The sequence below is a fragment of the Streptomyces sp. NPDC050315 genome, assembly GCF_040655775.1.
Classification (GTDB): Bacteria; Actinomycetota; Actinomycetes; order Streptomycetales; family Streptomycetaceae; genus Streptomyces.
In genome coordinates this window covers 274,099-290,078 of record NZ_JBFAKN010000002.1, presented here as the reverse complement: position 1 = coordinate 290,078, position 15,980 = coordinate 274,099, and the positions used below count along the sequence as shown (strand labels likewise).

At 71.2% G+C, this 15,980-nt stretch carries 12 protein-coding genes; 5 read left to right on the top strand and 7 right to left on the bottom strand.

What is annotated here, in order from left to right; all coding sequences use genetic code 11:
* Positions 1-17: 17 nt before the first annotated feature.
* Positions 18-3,161: an isoleucine--tRNA ligase gene (gene ileS, locus AB0I82_RS08300; RefSeq protein WP_363256337.1), complete on the bottom strand. Its 3,144-nt coding sequence runs from the start codon at positions 3,159-3,161 to the stop codon at positions 18-20.
* A gap of 609 nt (positions 3,162-3,770) precedes the next feature.
* Between ileS and AB0I82_RS08295 the strand changes: the two genes are divergently transcribed.
* The 4 genes from AB0I82_RS08295 (at position 3,771) to AB0I82_RS08280 (ending at position 8,394) form a co-directional block, all read left to right on the top strand.
* Positions 3,771-4,862: a TraR/DksA C4-type zinc finger protein gene (locus tag AB0I82_RS08295; protein ID WP_363256336.1), complete on the top strand. Its 1,092-nt coding sequence runs from the start codon at positions 3,771-3,773 to the stop codon at positions 4,860-4,862.
* 164 nt (positions 4,863-5,026) lie between these two features.
* Positions 5,027-5,638, top strand: a complete 612-nt coding sequence (gene lspA / locus AB0I82_RS08290; protein ID WP_363256335.1) for a signal peptidase II — start codon at positions 5,027-5,029, stop codon at positions 5,636-5,638.
* Positions 5,639-5,718: 80 nt separating this feature from the next.
* Entirely contained in the window at positions 5,719-6,660 is a 942-nt protein-coding gene (locus AB0I82_RS08285) for an RluA family pseudouridine synthase (RefSeq protein WP_363256334.1), read from the top strand.
* A 135-nt stretch (positions 6,661-6,795) separates the two neighbouring features.
* Positions 6,796-8,394 (top strand): Na+/H+ antiporter, encoded by a 1,599-nt coding sequence (locus AB0I82_RS08280; protein ID WP_363256906.1) that lies wholly within the window; start codon positions 6,796-6,798, stop codon positions 8,392-8,394.
* Between the two features lie 14 nt (positions 8,395-8,408).
* Here AB0I82_RS08280 and AB0I82_RS08275 read toward each other — a convergent pair whose 3' ends face one another.
* On the bottom strand, positions 8,409-9,485 hold the full coding sequence (locus tag AB0I82_RS08275) for a mechanosensitive ion channel domain-containing protein (protein ID WP_363256905.1): 1,077 nt from the start codon (positions 9,483-9,485) through the stop codon (positions 8,409-8,411).
* Positions 9,486-9,540: 55 nt separating this feature from the next.
* Between AB0I82_RS08275 and AB0I82_RS08270 the strand changes: the two genes are divergently transcribed.
* On the top strand, positions 9,541-10,170 hold the full coding sequence (locus AB0I82_RS08270; RefSeq protein ID WP_363256333.1) for a dienelactone hydrolase family protein: 630 nt from the start codon (positions 9,541-9,543) through the stop codon (positions 10,168-10,170).
* A 63-nt stretch (positions 10,171-10,233) separates the two neighbouring features.
* Here AB0I82_RS08270 and AB0I82_RS08265 read toward each other — a convergent pair whose 3' ends face one another.
* The 5 genes from AB0I82_RS08265 to AB0I82_RS08245 form a co-directional block, all read right to left on the bottom strand.
* Positions 10,234-11,874, bottom strand: a complete 1,641-nt coding sequence (locus AB0I82_RS08265) for an alkaline phosphatase D family protein (protein WP_363256332.1) — start codon at positions 11,872-11,874, stop codon at positions 10,234-10,236.
* A gap of 91 nt (positions 11,875-11,965) precedes the next feature.
* The gene (locus tag AB0I82_RS08260; RefSeq protein WP_363256331.1) at positions 11,966-12,811 is read right to left on the bottom strand and encodes a thioredoxin domain-containing protein; all 846 of its coding nucleotides are present in this window, start codon (positions 12,809-12,811) and stop codon (positions 11,966-11,968) included.
* Between the two features lie 128 nt (positions 12,812-12,939).
* Positions 12,940-13,770, bottom strand: a complete 831-nt coding sequence (locus tag AB0I82_RS08255; protein WP_363256330.1) for a thioredoxin domain-containing protein — start codon at positions 13,768-13,770, stop codon at positions 12,940-12,942.
* Positions 13,771-13,856: 86 nt separating this feature from the next.
* A complete protein-coding gene (locus tag AB0I82_RS08250) occupies positions 13,857-14,519 on the bottom strand; it encodes a hypothetical protein (RefSeq protein ID WP_363256904.1) in 663 nt (220 codons plus the stop codon).
* 82 nt (positions 14,520-14,601) lie between these two features.
* Positions 14,602-15,936 (bottom strand): DUF2252 domain-containing protein, encoded by a 1,335-nt coding sequence (locus AB0I82_RS08245; protein ID WP_363256329.1) that lies wholly within the window; start codon positions 15,934-15,936, stop codon positions 14,602-14,604.
* Between the last annotated feature and the right edge of the window lie 44 nt (positions 15,937-15,980).

Sequence of the window (15,980 nt, the reverse complement as noted above, 5' to 3'; positions counted from 1 at the left end):
GGCGGCAGCCCTTGTGATTACACCTTCCGCAGACGGAACGTCAGGGACAGCGGCTCGTCCGTGAACGGCTCGCCGAAGGTGTCGTCCGCCTCGCCGGAGACGAACTCCGCCGCCAGGACTTCATCGGCGATGAGCCCGGCGTGGTCGGCCAGTGCCGTCCGGACCTCCTCGTCGGTGGACTCCCAGCGCAGCGCGATCCGGTCCGCGACGTCCAGGCCGCTGTTCTTGCGGGCCTCCTGGATGAGGCGGATCGCGTCGCGGGCGAGGCCGGCGCGGCGCAGCTCCGGGGTGATCTCCAGGTCCAGGGCGACGGTCGCGCCCGAGTCGGACGCCACCGACCAGCCCTCGCGCGGGGTTTCGGTGATGATGACCTCGTCCGGGGCCAGGGTGACCGTCTCGCCGTCCACCTCGACCGAGGCGGTGCCCTCGCGCAGCGCGAGCGACAGCGCCGCCGCGTCCGCGTTGGCGACGGCCTTGGCGACCGCCTGGACGCCCTTGCCGAACCGCTTGCCCAGGGCGCGGAAGTTGGCCTTGGCGGTGGTGTCCACCAGGGAGCCGCCGACCTCGGAGAGCGACGCCAGCGAGGAGACGTTCAGCTCTTCGGTGATCTGGGCGCGCAGATCGTCGGAGAGCGTCTCGAAGCCGGCCGCCGCGACCAGCGCGCGGGACAGCGGCTGACGGGTCTTCACACCGGACTCGGCACGCGTCGCGCGGCCGAGCTCCACCAGGCGGCGGACCAGGGCCATCTGCGTGGAGAGCGTCGGGTCGATGGCGTCCTTGTCCGCCACCGGCCAGCTCGACAGGTGGACGGAGTCCGGCGCGTCCGGGCTGACCGGGACGACCAGGTCCTGCCAGACCCGCTCGGTGATGAACGGGGTGAGCGGCGCCATCAGGCGGGTCACCGTCTCGATGACCTCGTGGAGGGTGCGCAGCGCGGCCGCGTCGCCCTGCCAGAAGCGGCGGCGGGAGCGGCGCACGTACCAGTTCGAGAGGTCGTCGACGAAGGCGGAGAGCGCCTTGCCCGCGCGCTGGGTGTCGTACGCCTCCAGGGCCGTGGTGACCTCCTCGACCAGGGAGTTCAGCTCGCCGAGCAGCCAGCGGTCCAGGACCGGGCGGTCGGCAGGCGCCGGATCGGAGGCGCTCGGCGCCCAGCCGGTCGTGCGCGCGTACAGTGCCTGGAAGGCGACGGTGTTCCAGTACGTCAGGAGCGTCTTGCGGACGACCTCCTGGATCGTGCCGTGGCCGACGCGGCGCGCGGCCCACGGGGAGCCGCCGGCCGCCATGAACCAGCGGACCGCGTCCGCGCCGTGCTGGTCCATCAGCGGGATCGGCTGGAGGATGTTGCCCAGGTGCTTGGACATCTTCCGGCCGTCCTCGGCGAGGATGTGGCCCAGGCAGACGACGTTCTCGTACGAGGACTTGTCGAAGACCAGGGTGCCGACCGCCATCAGCGTGTAGAACCAGCCGCGGGTCTGGTCGATGGCCTCGGAGATGAACTGCGCCGGGTAGCGCTTCTCGAAGAGGTCCTTGTTGCGGTACGGGTAGCCCCACTGCGCGAACGGCATCGAACCCGAGTCGTACCAGGCGTCGATGACCTCGGGGACGCGTACGGCCTCTGCCGAGCAGCCCTCGTGGGAGCAGGTGAAGGTGATGTCGTCGATGAAGGGGCGGTGCGGGTCCAGGCCCGACTGGTCCGTGCCCGTCAGCTCCGTCAGCTCGGCGAGCGAGCCGACGCAGGTGAGGTGGTTCTCCGCGCAGCGCCAGATGGGCAGCGGGGTGCCCCAGTAGCGGTTGCGGGACAGCGCCCAGTCGATGTTGTTGTTCAGCCAGTCGCCGAAGCGGCCGTGCTTGACCGACTCCGGGTACCAGTTGGTGTTCTCGTTCTCCCGCAGCAGCGCGTCCTTGACGGCCGTGGTGCGGATGTACCAGGACGGCTGGGCGTAGTACAGCAGCGCGGTGTGGCAGCGCCAGCAGTGCGGGTAGCTGTGCTCGTACGCGAGGTGACGGAAGAGCAGGCCGCGCGCGTCCAGGTCGGCGACCAGCGCCTCGTCGGCCTTCTTGAAGAACTGCCCGCCGACCAGGGCGAGCTCCTCCTCGAAGGTGCCGTCGGGGCGGACCGGGTTCACGACCGGCAGGCCGTAGCCCTTGCAGGTCTTGAGGTCGTCCTCACCGAAGGCGGGCGCCTGGTGGACCAGGCCCGTGCCGTCCTCGGTGGTGACGTACTCGGCGTTGACGACGAAGTTGGCGCCTTCCAGCTCGACCAGGCCGAACGGGCGCTCGTACGCCCAGCGCTCCATCTCGCGGCCGGTGAAGGTCTGCCCGGTGGTGCTCCAGTCCTCGCCGAGCGCCTTCTCGACCAGCTGCTCCGCGACGACGAGCTTCTCCTCGCCGTTCGTCGCGACGACGTACGTGACGTCCGGGTGCGCGGCGACCGCGGTGTTGGAGACCAGCGTCCACGGCGTGGTCGTCCAGATCAGCAGCGCCGCCTCGCCGGCCAGCGGGCCGGAGGTCAGCGGCAGGCGGACGTAGACCGAGGGGTCGACGACCGTCTCGTACCCCTGGGCCAGCTCGTGGTCCGAGAGGCCGGTGCCGCAGCGCGGGCACCAGGGGGCGACGCGGTGGTCCTGGACCAGCAGGCCCTTCTTGAAGATCTCCTTCAGCGACCACCACACCGACTCGATGTAGTCGGAGTCCATCGTGCGGTACGGGGCATCCAGGTCGGTCCAGTAGCCCATACGGGTGGTGAGCTCGGCGAAGGCGTCCGTGTGCCGGGTCACCGACTCGCGGCACTTGGCGTTGAACTCGGCGATGCCGTACGCCTCGATGTCCTTCTTGCCGTTGAAGCCCAGCTCCTTCTCCACGGCCAGCTCGACCGGGAGGCCGTGGCAGTCCCAGCCGGCCTTGCGGCCGACGTGGTAGCCCTGCATGGTCCGGAAGCGGGGGAAGACGTCCTTGAAGACGCGGGCCTCGATGTGGTGCGCGCCGGGCATGCCGTTCGCCGTGGGCGGGCCCTCGTAGAACACCCACTCCGGGCGTCCCTCGGACTGCTCAAGAGTGCGCGCGAAGACCTTCTGTTCCTGCCAGAAGTCGAGCACGGCGTGCTCAAGGGCGGGCAGGTCCACCTGCGCGGGCACCTGGTTGTACTGGGGCGTGGGACTCATCGGGGGCTTCCTCCGGCGGACACCGCTTGCGTTCTCCGACCGGAGGGACGAGAGCTGCTGCTCCCGCGGTACCACCCTCCTTGGCCGAGAAGGAACTCCTCGGCCCCCTCATTGGGGTCGCGATGCCGGGTCTAGTGACACCCAGGGGGCTTCCTGGGGCGTTCTTCCGGCGGCTCCGGGATGATCTTCACGTCGCGCACACCCCCGGGCTCCCACCGTCCCCGGGTCGCTCTTGGCTGCGTACGGCGCTACTCGTCCCATCCACGCCTTTCGCTGTGGCCAGTGTACGGGGCGCGGGACGGGACGGCCGACCGGTTTTCCCGGCTGCGCCGACTGAGGTACCGGCGGCGGGAAGCTTGACCCGAATGGCGATACGCAACGCGACGGAATGCGGCAGGCGTACGAAGGAGCCGCCGCGCCCCTGATGGGCTGCCGGATCGCTGCCGGATTACCGGGCGGGGAGCGGGGCACAACGGTTGCAGACCGGGCTCCCGTGCGGGGAGACCGGACGGTGGAGGGCGGTGCGTCCCGTTGCCGCGTGCTGTGAGTCGATTTATCGTTCCGGTCACGATTCGCGAGCAAGATCACATACGTGAAGGGATCGCGGCCATGGTGGCGAAAGAGACCGCCGCGCACGACAGCACGGCGGCGAACGGACAAGGCACGCCGCCGGACGGAGCCGCGGCCGGGGAGCCGGCGACGGACCCCGCACCCGACCCCGTGACGGGCCGGCCGGACGAGGCGTCCCGGGCCGGCGGAGCGCCCCTCGGGGCGGACGAGTCGCAGCAGCCCGCCGCGAAGAGATCGCCGGCCGGAAAGACGGCGAAGAAGGCCGCGGCGAAGAAGACGGCGACCGGGAACGCGCCGGCGGGGGAGGACGCGCCCGAGGACGCCGCGGCCCATGAAGCCGCGACGGGACACGCCTCCACAGAGGCCGACGGCTCCGGGACGGACAGCACCGCGACCGGGAATCCGCCCCCCAAGGAGAGCGCGCACAAGAAGACCACGGGCAAGAAGGCCGCGGCCAAGAAGGCCGCGGCCAAGAAGGCGCCTGCTCGGCGGACGACGGCGAAGAAGGCGTCCGCCGGGGACACCGAGGCCGAGGGGACGACCGCCGGGACGGCCGCCGGCAAGAGCACGGCCAGCAAGGCTGCACCGCCGGAAGAGGCGGTGCCCGCTAAGAAGACGGGAGCCAAGACGGTGGTGGCGAAGAAGACTCCGGGCGGGGCACCGGCCGCTGCGGTGGACGACAGTGAGCAGACGGCCGCCGCGACGGCCCTGCCCAAGGCGCGTACCGGCCCGGCGACCGCCGCCGAGCTGCCCGTACGGCCGGGCGAGGAGCCGTGGTCGGAGGCCGAGGCCGACGAGGCCCGTTCGATGCTGCGGGAGGAGGAGAACCGGCTGCGCGAGGAGATCCGGTCCTCCGAGGACGCCATCGCGGGGCTGATGCGGGACTCCAGCGACAGCACGGGTGACGAGGCCGACACCGGCTCGAAGAACATCACCCGCGAGCACGAGATGGCGCTGGCCTCCAACGCGCGCGAGATGCTGCACCAGACCGAACGGGCGCTGGAGCGGCTGGACGCGGGCACGTACGGGCTCTGCGAGAACTGCGGCAAGCCGATCGGCAAGGCCCGTATGCAGGCGTTCCCCCGGGCCACGCTCTGCGTGGAGTGCAAGCAGAAGACCGAGCGCCGGTAGGAACGGACGGACGGGGGCCGGGGTGACGCCGCCCCGGCCCCGCGCCGTTCCGGTACGCGTACCCCCACCCGTACTCACCTGCGCTCGGCACCGGTGCCGTACCCTCGGAGCTCAGCCAGGCGGGGGCCTGGCCGCGGACTCGGAACGGGCTGAGGGACTCACACGTGGCAGAGGCGGAGCGCATCACCGGTACGCCGGGCAACGAACCGGAGCCCGGGCAGGGGGACGGCGGGGACGCCGAGCAGGGCGCCACGGAGACGGGCGCGACGGGCGCGAGCGCCGCGCCGCGCGGGCCGCGGCGGATCGGCACGCTGTTGCTCGTCGCGCTGATCGTGTACCTCCTGGACCTGGGCAGCAAGCTGCTGGTGGTCGCCAAGCTGGAGCACCACGAGCCGGTCCAGGTGATCGGGACGCTGCTGCAGTTCGAGGTGATCCGCAACCGCGGTGCCGCCTTCAGCATGGGCGAGGCGCTGACCATCTTCCTGACGCTGATCGCCGCCGCGGTGATCGTGGTGATCTTCCGGATCGCCCGCAAGCTCTACAGCCTGCCCTGGGCCCTCGCGCTCGGCCTGCTGCTCGGCGGCGCCTTCGGCAACCTCACCGACCGGATCTTCCGCTCGCCCGGCGTCTTCCAGGGCGCGGTGGTCGACTTCATCGCCCCCGCGCACTTCGCGGTCTTCAATCTCGCCGACTCCGGGATCGTGTGCGGCGGCATCCTGATCGTGCTGCTCTCCTTCCGCGGCCTGGACCCGGACGGCACCGTCCACAAGGACTGATCCTCCCCGCCCCCGCGGAGTTATCCACAGGCAGGGACGGGGCCGACGGACGTGTCCGCGGGGACTGCCATACTCGTGGGGTGAGCACGATTCCCGAGATCCGCACCCTGCCCGTACCGGACGGCCTGGAGGGCGAGCGCGTCGACGCCGCGCTGGCCCGCATGTTCGGCTTTTCCCGTACGAAGGCGGCCGAGCTGGCCGCCGCCGGAAAGGTCCGGGTCGACGGGGCCGAGGTGATGAAGTCCGAGCGGGTGCAGGGCGGCGCCTGGCTGGAAGTCGAGATGCCGCAGGCCCCGGCCCCCGTGGAGATCGTCGCCGAGCCCGTCGAGGGCATGGAGATCATCCATGACGACGACGACGTCGTGGTGATCATGAAGCCGGTCGGCGTCGCCGCGCACCCCAGCCCCGGCTGGACCGGCACGACCGTCATCGGCGGCCTGGCCGCCGCCGGGTACCGCATCTCGACCTCCGGCGCAGCCGAGCGCCAGGGCGTCGTGCACCGCCTGGACGTCGGCACGTCGGGCCTGATGGTCGTGGCCAAGTCCGAGCGTGCGTACACGTCGCTGAAGCGGCAGTTCAAGGAGCGCGTCCCGGAGAAGCGGTACAACGCCCTCGTCCAGGGCCACCCCGACCCGCTCAGCGGCACGATCGACGCCCCGATCGGCCGCCACCCGCAGCACGACTACAAGTGGGCCGTGACCGCCGACGGCAAGCCGTCCGTCACGCACTACGACCTCGTCGAGGCGTTCCGCGCGGCCAGCCTGCTGGACATCAAGCTGGAGACCGGGCGCACGCACCAGATCCGGGTGCACATGTCCGCGCACCGCCACCCCTGCGTCGGCGACCTCACCTACGGCGCCGACCCGACGCTCGCCAAGCGCCTCGGCCTCACCCGGCAGTGGCTGCACGCCGTGCGCCTCGGCTTCGAGCACCCGTCGGACGGCCGCTGGGTGGAGTTCGAGAGCGAGTACCCGGAGGACCTGCAGCGCGCCCTGGACCGGGTGCGCGCCGAGAGCGCCTGAGGTTCGCGGGCGGCCCCGCGGGTCCGAGGCCCGCGGACGGCCGCCACCGGAGGAGGCGTCGGCGGGCGTTTCCCGCGCTTCGTGGCAGGCTTGATCAGTGATCGACTGATTTCGAAGCTCCGGAGCGTGCCTGCCGTGGACCAGCTGGCCCTGATGTTCGTCCTGCTGCTGGGGGCCGTGGTCATGGTCCCGCTCGGTGACCGGCTGGGGCTGCCGTCACCGGTGCTGATGACGATCGCGGGCGCCGTGCTGGCCCTGCTGCCGTTCGTACCGAACGTCCACGTGCCGCCGGAGTACATCCTCCCGCTGCTGCTGCCACCGCTGCTGTACGCGGCGGTGCAGCGCACGTCCTGGCGCCAGTTCACCGCCAACATCCGGCCGATCTTCCTGCTCGCGGTGGCGCTGGTGTTCGCGACCACCGCGGCCGTCGCCGCCGTCGCGCACAGCGTCGTCCCCGGCCTGCCGGTGGCCGCCGCCGTCGTCCTGGGCGCGCTGGTCGCGCCGCCGGACCCGGTCGCCGCGACCGCGGTCGCCGGCAAGCTCGGGCTGCCCCGCCGACTGGTGTCGATCCTGGAGGGCGAGGGCCTGTTCAACGACGTCACCGCGATCGTGCTGTACCACGTGGCGCTGGCCGCCGCGGTCTCCGGCACCTTCTCGGCACCGGCCGCGGTCGGCATGCTCGTGCTCTCCGCCGTCGTGGCGATAGTGGTCGGCGTGGTGCTCGGCTGGCTGGCCAACAAGCTGATGGACGTGGTCGACGACGCCACCCTCCAGGTCGGCCTGTCGCTGCTGGTGCCGTTCGTGGCGTACGTCCTCTCCGAGGAGCTGCACGGCTCCGGCGTACTGGGCGTGCTCACCGCCGCGCTCTTCCTCGCGCACTACGCCGCCGACGCCGACGACGTGATGGGCCGGCTCGCCGGGCACACCTTCTGGGAGGTCGTCGACACCCTCGTCACCGGCGTCGCGTTCGGCCTGATCGGCCTGGAGCTGCACAACATCTTCGGCACCGCGGCCGGGCACTGGCAGCAGCTGCTGGGCGCCTGCGCCGCCGTCATCGCGGTCGTGGTGGGCCTGCGGCTGCTGTGGCTGCTGCCGGCCGCCTGGCTGGCCAAGCGGATGCACCGGCACCGCATCGCGGAGGAGATCCCGACCAGCTGGCGGGAGACCATCGTGATGTGGTGGTCGGGGATGCGCGGGGTGGCCTCGGTGGCGCTGGCGCTGGCCATCCCGTACGAGATCGACGGCGGAGCGGCGTTCCCGGCCCGCGACGAGATCCTCTTCATCGCCTTCGCCGTGGTGCTGGCCACCCTCGTCGTACAGGGCCTGACGCTGCCCTTCCTGGTCAAGAAGCTGGGGGTGCGGGCCGACACGGACGCCGAGGACGCGCTGGAGCGCGAGCTGGCGGTCCGGGTGGTCAAGGCGTCCCGGCAGCGGCTGAAGGAGGTGCTGGCGGAGGAGGAGCTGTCCGACGAGGTCGTGGAGCGGCTGTCCCGGAGCACGTACGAGATGGGCGCCCGCATCTCGCCGGACATCGTGGACGACGAGCGGCGCGAGGGCTACGACAGGCGCATCGCGCGCGTGAAGAAGGTCCAGCGCATCCAGGGCGAGCTGCTGTCGGCCGCGCGCCACGAAGTGCTCGCGGCGCGCAGCGAGCCCGGCTCGGACCCGGAGGTGGTCGACCGGGTGCTGCGGCACCTGGACGTACGGAGCATGCGCAGCACGCCGCCCTCCTGATCCCGGCTGAAACGCTACTTCTCAAGGGAGGGACGGGGCTCCGGCGCGGGCTCCAGGGTGGGTGCCGGGGCCGTCGCGACGCGCGGGAGCGCATACGGGTGCGCGTCCCGCAGCCACGTGATCATCTGCTCGCGCACCTCGCAGCGCACCGTCCAGATCGCGTCCGCGTCGCGCGCGGTCACCAGCGCCCGCACCTCGATCGTGGTGGGCGTGGTGTCGGTGACCACCAGGGTCTGGTCCCGGCCGTCCCAGGCGTCGGAGTTCTTCAGGATCTCCGTCAGCTTCTCGCGCATCTCCTCGATGGGCGCGCGGTGGTCGAGCTGGAAGAAGACGGTGCCGGTCATCTGCGCGCCGCCGCGCGACCAGTTCTCGAACGGATTGCTGGTGAAGTACGAGACCGGCATGGTGATCCGGCGCTCGTCCCAGGTCCGTACGGTCAGGAAGGTCAGCGTGATCTCCTCGACCGTGCCCCACTCGCCGTCCACCACGACCGTGTCGCCGATCCGCACCATGTCGCCGAAGGCGATCTGCAGGCCCGCGAAGAGGTTGCCGAGCGTGGACTGCGCCGCGACACCGGCGACGATGCCCAGCACACCGGCCGAGGCCAGCATCGAGGTACCGACCGCGCGCATCTCCGGGAAGGTCAGCAGCATCGCGGCGACGGCGACGACCGTGACGACCGCGGTGACCACCCGCTGGATCAGCGTGACCTGCGTACGGACCCGGCGGACCCGGGCGGCGTCGCGGGCGCCCGCCGCGTACCGCGAGTACGAGGACTCCACGATCGCCGCCGAGACCTTTATCGCCAGCCAGGCGGTGGCGGCGATCAGGACGAGGGAGAGCAGCTGCCCGATCCCGGCGCTGTGGTCATCGATGATCTTGAGCCGGGTGCGGTCGAACGTCCCGCGCAACAGCGCCGTCAGCAGCACCACTTGGAGCGGTATCCGGCAGCGCCGCAGCAGCCCCCACAGCGGGGTGTCCGGGCGCGCGGCGTCGGCCCGGCGCATCGCCAGATCGGCCGCCCACCCCAGGGCGAGCGTGAGGGCGACCGAGCCGCCCACGACGATCAGCGGACGCAGTACGTCCTCCATGGACACGTGAATCCTCCTGGTCGGGGTCCGCTTCCTGTCGACGGTAACTGGCACGATGGAAGGAGTGCGATCCATCGACAGGGAAGTGAATCCAGTGACCGGCTCTGCGGCGACTCAAACCGTCATTTTGTTCCATTCTGTGTACGGGCTGCGGCCGGCCGTACAAGAGGCGGCCGAGCGACTGCGCGCTGCAGGCCATGAAGTGATCGTTCCTGACCTGTTCGACGGCCGCACCGCCGACACCATCGAGGACGGCATCGAGATCAAGGAGGAGATCGGCAAGGACGAGCTGCTGCGGCGCGCGGTGGTGGCCGCGGCCCCGTACTCGGACCGCGGGCTGGTCTACGCCGGTCTGTCCTTCGGCGGCTCCGTCGCGCAGAACCTGGCGCTGGGCGACGAGAAGGCGCGCGGACTGCTGCTGATGCACGGCACGTCCGACATCGCCGACGACGCCTCGGTGGACGACCTGCCGGTCCAGCTGCACGTCGCCGACCCCGACCCCTTCGAGCCGCACGACTGGCTGAACGCCTGGTACCTCCGTATGCAGCGGGCCGGCGCCGACGTGGAGGTCTACCGCTACGCCGGGGCCGGGCACCTCTTCACCGACGACGGGCTGCCGGACCACGACAAGGAGGCCGCCGAGAGCGCCTGGAAGGTGGGGCTGGGCTTCCTCGCGAGCCTGTGAGCCCTCAGCTCTTGTGAACCCTGAGCCCCGAGGCGCGGCCCGGCGGCCGTACGCGGTCTCCGGTCAGACCACCGGCCCGTCGGCCCGCTCCACGCGCTGGGTGCCGCTGAGCGTGCGGTACGCGCGCACGAACGAGGCCGTGGCGTTCTGGTCGGCCTTGTCGGAGACGGCGTAGTAGTCCATCTGCGTCCGCTCGGCGGTGACGTCCAGCACGCCGTAGCCGTGGCCGTCCATGTCCAGCCACTTCACATGCCGGTTGGCGGCGCGTATGGCCGCGGCGGCGGGCAGCGAGACCGTGTGCGGGGCGACGTGCAGGACGTCGTCCAGGTTGTCGGAGGTGACCGAGGTGACGACGAACTCGGTGGCCACCGGGGCCTGCGAGGGGTACGTCGCGGCCTTGAGCGGCACGTCGTTGGCCCACGCCATGTGGATGTCGCCGGTCAGGAAGACGGTGTTGCCGATGGACCGGTCGCTGAGGTGCGTGAGCAGCTCGCGCCGGTCGTCGGTGTAGCCGTCCCACTGGTCGGTGTTCGTGGCCAGCCCCTCCTTGGGCATGCCGAGCACCTCGGCGAGCGGCCCCAGCAGATGCGCGGGCACCGACCCGAAGGCCACCTGCGAGACCATCACGGAGGTGCCGACCAGCCGCCAGGCCGCCGCCGAGCGCTCCAGCCCCGCCTTCAGCCAGTCCAGCTGGGCCCGCCCGGTGAGCGTGCGGCCGGGGTCGTCGACCTTGCCGCTGCCGACCGGCACCTGCTCGTCCCGGAAGCTGCGCAGGTCCAGCAGGTGCAGATCGGCGAGCGTGCCGAACTGCAGGCGGCGGTAGGTGGTGCCGGCGGTGGAGGGGCGTACCGGCATCCACTCGAAGTACGCCTGCTTCGCCGCGGCCATCCGCGCCGCCCAGTCGCCCTCGGCGCCCGCCGTGTGGTTGTACGCGCCGCCCTGCCACGCGTTGTCGGCGAACTCGTGGTCGTCCCACATCGCGATCACCGGGTGCGTGGCGTGCATGGCCTGCGCGTCCGGGTCGGTCTTGTGGACGCCGTGCCGGATCCGGTAGTCGGCCAGCGAGAGGATCTCGTGGCCGGGGGAGTGCGGGCGCACCACGTACTTCAGCGCCGGGTACTCGCCCGTCTTGTACTCGTAGAGGTAGTCGCCGAGGTGCAGCACCGCGTCCAGCTCGGTGCGGGCCGCGAGGTGGCGGTACGGCGAGAAGTACCCCGACTCCCAGTTGGCGCAGGAGACCACGCCGAAGCGGACGTTCGGCGTCGCGGTCCCCGCTGCGGGCGCGGTGCGGGTGCGGCCCACGGGGGAGTGGACGCCGAGCGCGGTGAAGCGGAACCAGTAGGTGGTGGCGGGCGCCAGTCCCCGTACGTCCGCCTTGACGGTGTGGTCGGTGGCCGCCGAGGTGGTCGCGGTTCCCCGCGCGACCACCTTGGCGAAGCCCTTGTCGGTGGCCACCTGCCAGCCCACTTCGGTGGCCGGGCCCTTGCCCGAGCCGGGCAGTGCGTCGGCGGCCGGGGTCACCCGGGTCCACAGCAGGACGCCGTCGGGCAGCGGGTCGCCGGAGGCGACGCCGTGCCGGAAGGGGGACGCGGCGGCGGGCTCGGCGGCGCGCGCGGTGGTGGCGGCGCCGAAGGGCAACAGGGCGGCGGTCGTGGCTACGGCCGTGACGGCAGTACGGCGCGAGATCTGGTCATGATCGGTCACGGCCGATCACCCTACTGGCAAGTAAGTGTTCTCAGGGGTACGGAATCGATCGAATCCGTGAACCCGTACCCCGTTCACCGCAAGCAGGCCGTCACTTCTTCGCCAGGCCGAACTCCCCGTCGATCATCTTCTTGAAGTTGGCCTGCGCGAGCTTGTTGTACTGCGCCTGCGTCATCTGCTGCTGCGGGATCGGCGCCATCTGCAGCTTCTTGTCCCCGTGCATGAAGGTCGGCGTGCCCTTGATGCCCTTGCGGCCGAACAGCCCGGCCAGCTCCATCGCCCAGCGGTCGTACGTGCCGTCCTTGACCGCCTTCTCGAACTTCGCGTCGCCCTTGAGCGCGGGCACCTGCTCCGCGACCTTCAGCAGCGCGGAGTCCTTGGCGTAGGTGTCCACCGATTCCTCGGGGTGGTTCTCGACCGAGTACAGCGCCTCCTTGTACTGGAGGAACGCCTCGGGGCTCTTGTCCAGCGCGGCGCCCAGCGCGCTCAGCGCGTTCTTGGAGCCCTCGCCGCCGCCCATGTCGTCGATGAACGCGTACATCGTGAAGCGGACCTTGTAGCGGCCGTCCTCGACGTCCTTCTGGAGGACCTTGCCGGTGGACTGCTCGAAGGACGCGCACGCCGGGCAGCGGATGTCCTCGAACACCTCCAGGGTGTCCTTGGTGCTCTTGTCACCGATGACGATCTCGGTGCCGTTCTTGCCCTGCGTGTGTGCGGGCTCGACCAGCTTGGCCTCTTTGGCGGCTTCCCAGCCGGTGGGCTCGTTCGCCTTCATGACGCCGTAGCCGATGCCACCGGCGATCACCAGGACGCCGAGCACACCACCGGCCACGACGAGCTGACGGCGGAGCCTCGCGCGCTTCTTCTCCCGCTCCCGTTCGGCGCGTATGCGCTCCCGGGCTGCGGACTTGGCGGCCTGGCTGTTGCGGTTGCTCATGCGGTCCCCTCCATGGCGGGGAGTCTGCCACGGGGGCCGGCCGGCGCGGGGTCAAGATTCGGCAACGGCCGGCGGGCGTACGGGACGGCTGCCGCCCGTACGCCCGCCGGCCGCGGCGGAGGTGTCCGCTACTTCTTGAGGCCCTTGTCCACAAGGGAGTTGAACACATCGACCGTGGACGGCGCGCTCTGGCCGTCGGCCGAGAGGAGCTTGTCGTTCAGCTTGATCGTGGGCGTGCTCCGCACGTCCTTGGCCTTGTTGAACGCGTCCGACATCGTCAGCGCCCAGCGGTCGTACGTGCCGTCCTTCAGGGCCTTCTGGAACGCCTTGTCGCCCTTCAGCTCGGGCACCGTGTTCGCGACCTCGATCAAGTACGCGTCGTCGGCGAACTTGTCCGGGCCGGTCTCCTCCGGGTGGTACTTCTTCGAGTACAGCGCCTCCTTGAGGTGGAGGAACGCCTCGGGGCTCTTGTTCAGCGCGGCGCCCAGCGCGCTCACCGCGTTCTTCGAGCCGGTGCCCTGGAGGTTGTCGTCCAGGAACGTGCCCAGGTGGAAGGTGGCCTTGTACTTGCCGTCGGTGATGTCCTTCTCGACGGTCTTGCCGACGTTCTGCTCGAAGTTGGCGCAGCCGGGGCAGCGCGGGTCCTCGTACAGCGCGAGGGTGTTCTTGGCGTCCTTCTTGCCGATCGTGACGGTCGTGCCGTCGGCGCCGGAGGTGTTGGCCGGCTTGACCAGCTTGGCGTCCTTGGCGTTGGCCCAGGTGTCCTCCGGGCTGCCGTCGCCGCCGCCGGAGTTGGCGACGGCCAGGCCGATGCCGCCGGCGATGGCCAGGACGACGACGATGGCGCCGCCGACCGTCAGCTGACGGCGCATCTTGTCCTTCTTGGCCTGCCGCTCGCGCTCGGCGCGCAGCCGCTCACGCGCTGCCTGCTTGTTCGCCTGGCTGTTGCGGTTGCTCATGATCGTGTCGCTCCAGGAGTCTGCTGTGTGCCGGGGCGGCGTGCGCCCCGCACGGGGATACGAAAAGGGGACCGGTGACTCGCGGATCAGGCCGCGAGGGAGCAGGCCGGCGGTCCCCGGCGTACGACGCAGTGCACGAGCAGGGGGGTACTGAGGGCGGGGCCGGCGGCCGGCGCGGGGCGCACGGCCGGGCGGCGCGGGGCGCGGCCCGCGGTGAGCACCGCGACCGCGACCAGCAGCGGGCGCAGCGCGAAGACGGCGAGCGCGCCCAGCAGCTGGGCGAGCGCCGCCTCGCCGCGGCGCAGCCAGGCGGCGGCCAGCAGGCCGACCGCGACATGCGCGGCGAGCAGCAGCAGCCAGGTGGAGGCGGGGGCGGGCTGGTGTCCGGCGGCCGGGGCCAGCGGCGCGCCGACGTCGCCGCCGCGGCACAGCAGGTCCACGCCCAGCGAGCGCAGCGGGCCGGCGACGGGGCCGCCGGCCGCGCCGTAACAGGCGTGCTGACCGGCGCTGAACACCGTGTCGGCGGCCAGCTCCAGCGGTACGAGCAACGCGGCGATCGGCCCGAAGCGGCGCTCCCGGCCGGCCAGCGCGTACGCGAGGACGAACACGGCGACGGCGAGCGCGGCCACCGTGGTCAGCGGCAGCGGCATCCGGGACAGCAGCACATGAGAGGCAGCGGACAGCGTCACGCAGAGCGCCGTGAAGAGCGCCGCGCGCAGTGCCCGCAGGTGTGCCGCCGAGATGTCCATCGAAATCGAGTCTGCCATGGGCCCGGATAAGCGCCGCTTAAGGGGTTTCTGTGAATCGGGGCCCGGAACCGGGCCCCGCGGATCACATCCCCGGGATGCGGCCGTTGCGGAAGAGGTCAACGAATATCTGGTGGTCGCGGCGGGCCCGGGAGCCGTAGCCGTGCGCGAAGTCCACCAGCAGCTCGGGGAAGCCCTCCTCGTCGGCGGCGATGGCCGCGTCGATCGCCCGCTCCGTCGAGAACGGCACGAGGGAGTGGCCGCTCTCGTCGTCCGCCGCCGCGTGCATCGCGGCCGTCGCGCGGCCCAGGTCGGCCACCACGGCCGCGATCTCCTCGACCTCGTCGATGTCGGACCAGTCCAGATCGACGGCGTACGGCGAGACCTCGGCGACCAGCTGGCCGCTGCCGTCCAGCTCCGTCCAGCCCAGCCACGGGTCGGCGTGCGCCTGCAGCGCGCGCTGGGAGATCACCGTGCGGTGCCCCTCGTGCTGGAAGTACGCGCGCACCTCGGGGTCCGTGACGTGCCGGGAGACCGCCGGGGTCTGCGCCTGCTTCATGTAGATGACGACGTCGTTCTCCAGCGCGTCGCTGTTGCCCTCCAGCAGGATGTTGTACGAGGGCAGGCCCGCCGAGCCGATGCCGATGCCGCGGCGGCCGACCACGTCCTTGACGCGGTAGGAGTCCGGCCGGGACAGGCTGGACTCCGGGAGCGTCTCCAGATAGCCGTCGAACGCCGCGAGGATCTTGTACCGCGTCGCCGCGTCCAGCTCGATGGCGCCGCCGCCCGGCGCGAACCGCCGCTCGAAGTCGCGGATCTCCGTCATCGAGTCCAGCAGCGCGAAACGGGTCCGTGCGCGGGCGTTGCGCAGCGCGTCCAGCAGCGGCCCCTGCGCCGTGTCCAGCGTGAAGGGCTGCACCTCGTCGTTCTTCGTGCCCGTCGCCAGCGCGTGAATGCGCTCCCGGTAGGCGGTGGCGTACGTGCGCACCAGGTCGGTGATCTGCTCGTCACTGAGCGCCTTGGCGTATCCGATCAGCGCCACGGAGGCGGCGAAGCGCTTGAGGTCCCAGGTGAAGGGGCCGACGTACGCCTCGTCGAAATCGTTGACGTTGAAGATCAGCCGGCCGGTGGCGTCCATGTACGTGCCGAAGTTCTCCGCGTGCAGATCGCCGTGGATCCACACCCGGCCGGTCCGGTCGTCCAGATACGGGCCGGTGTCCTTGCCCGCCTCCAGGTCCTTGTAGAACAGGCAGGCCGCGCCGCGGTAGAAGGCGAAGGCGGAGGCCGCCATCTTGCGGAACTTCACCCGGAAGGCCGCGGGGTCGGCGGCCAGCAGCTCCCCGAAGGCGGTGTCGAAGACGGCGAGTATCTCCTCGCCGCGTGCTGCTGCGTCCTTGGCCGGGACGTGCTGGTCCGACATCGCTGGGTGCCTCCTGGTGGCCTTGGTATGGCCGTATATTTCCG

Excerpts from the sequence above, each read along its gene's own strand:
- ileS (WP_363256337.1), bottom strand. The coding sequence starts at position 3,161 with ATGAGTCCCACGCCCCAGTACAACCAGGTGCCCGCGCAGGTGGACCTG.
- AB0I82_RS08260 (WP_363256331.1), bottom strand. The coding sequence starts at position 12,811 with ATGAGCAACCGCAACAGCCAGGCCGCCAAGTCCGCAGCCCGGGAGCGC.
- AB0I82_RS08275 (WP_363256905.1), bottom strand. The coding sequence starts at position 9,485 with ATGGAGGACGTACTGCGTCCGCTGATCGTCGTGGGCGGCTCGGTCGCC.
- AB0I82_RS08270 (WP_363256333.1), top strand. The coding sequence starts at position 9,541 with ATGGAAGGAGTGCGATCCATCGACAGGGAAGTGAATCCAGTGACCGGC.
- AB0I82_RS08295 (WP_363256336.1), top strand. The coding sequence starts at position 3,771 with ATGGTGGCGAAAGAGACCGCCGCGCACGACAGCACGGCGGCGAACGGA.
- AB0I82_RS08245 (WP_363256329.1), bottom strand. The coding sequence starts at position 15,936 with ATGTCGGACCAGCACGTCCCGGCCAAGGACGCAGCAGCACGCGGCGAG.
- AB0I82_RS08255 (WP_363256330.1), bottom strand. The coding sequence starts at position 13,770 with ATGAGCAACCGCAACAGCCAGGCGAACAAGCAGGCAGCGCGTGAGCGG.
- AB0I82_RS08250 (WP_363256904.1), bottom strand. The coding sequence starts at position 14,519 with ATGGACATCTCGGCGGCACACCTGCGGGCACTGCGCGCGGCGCTCTTC.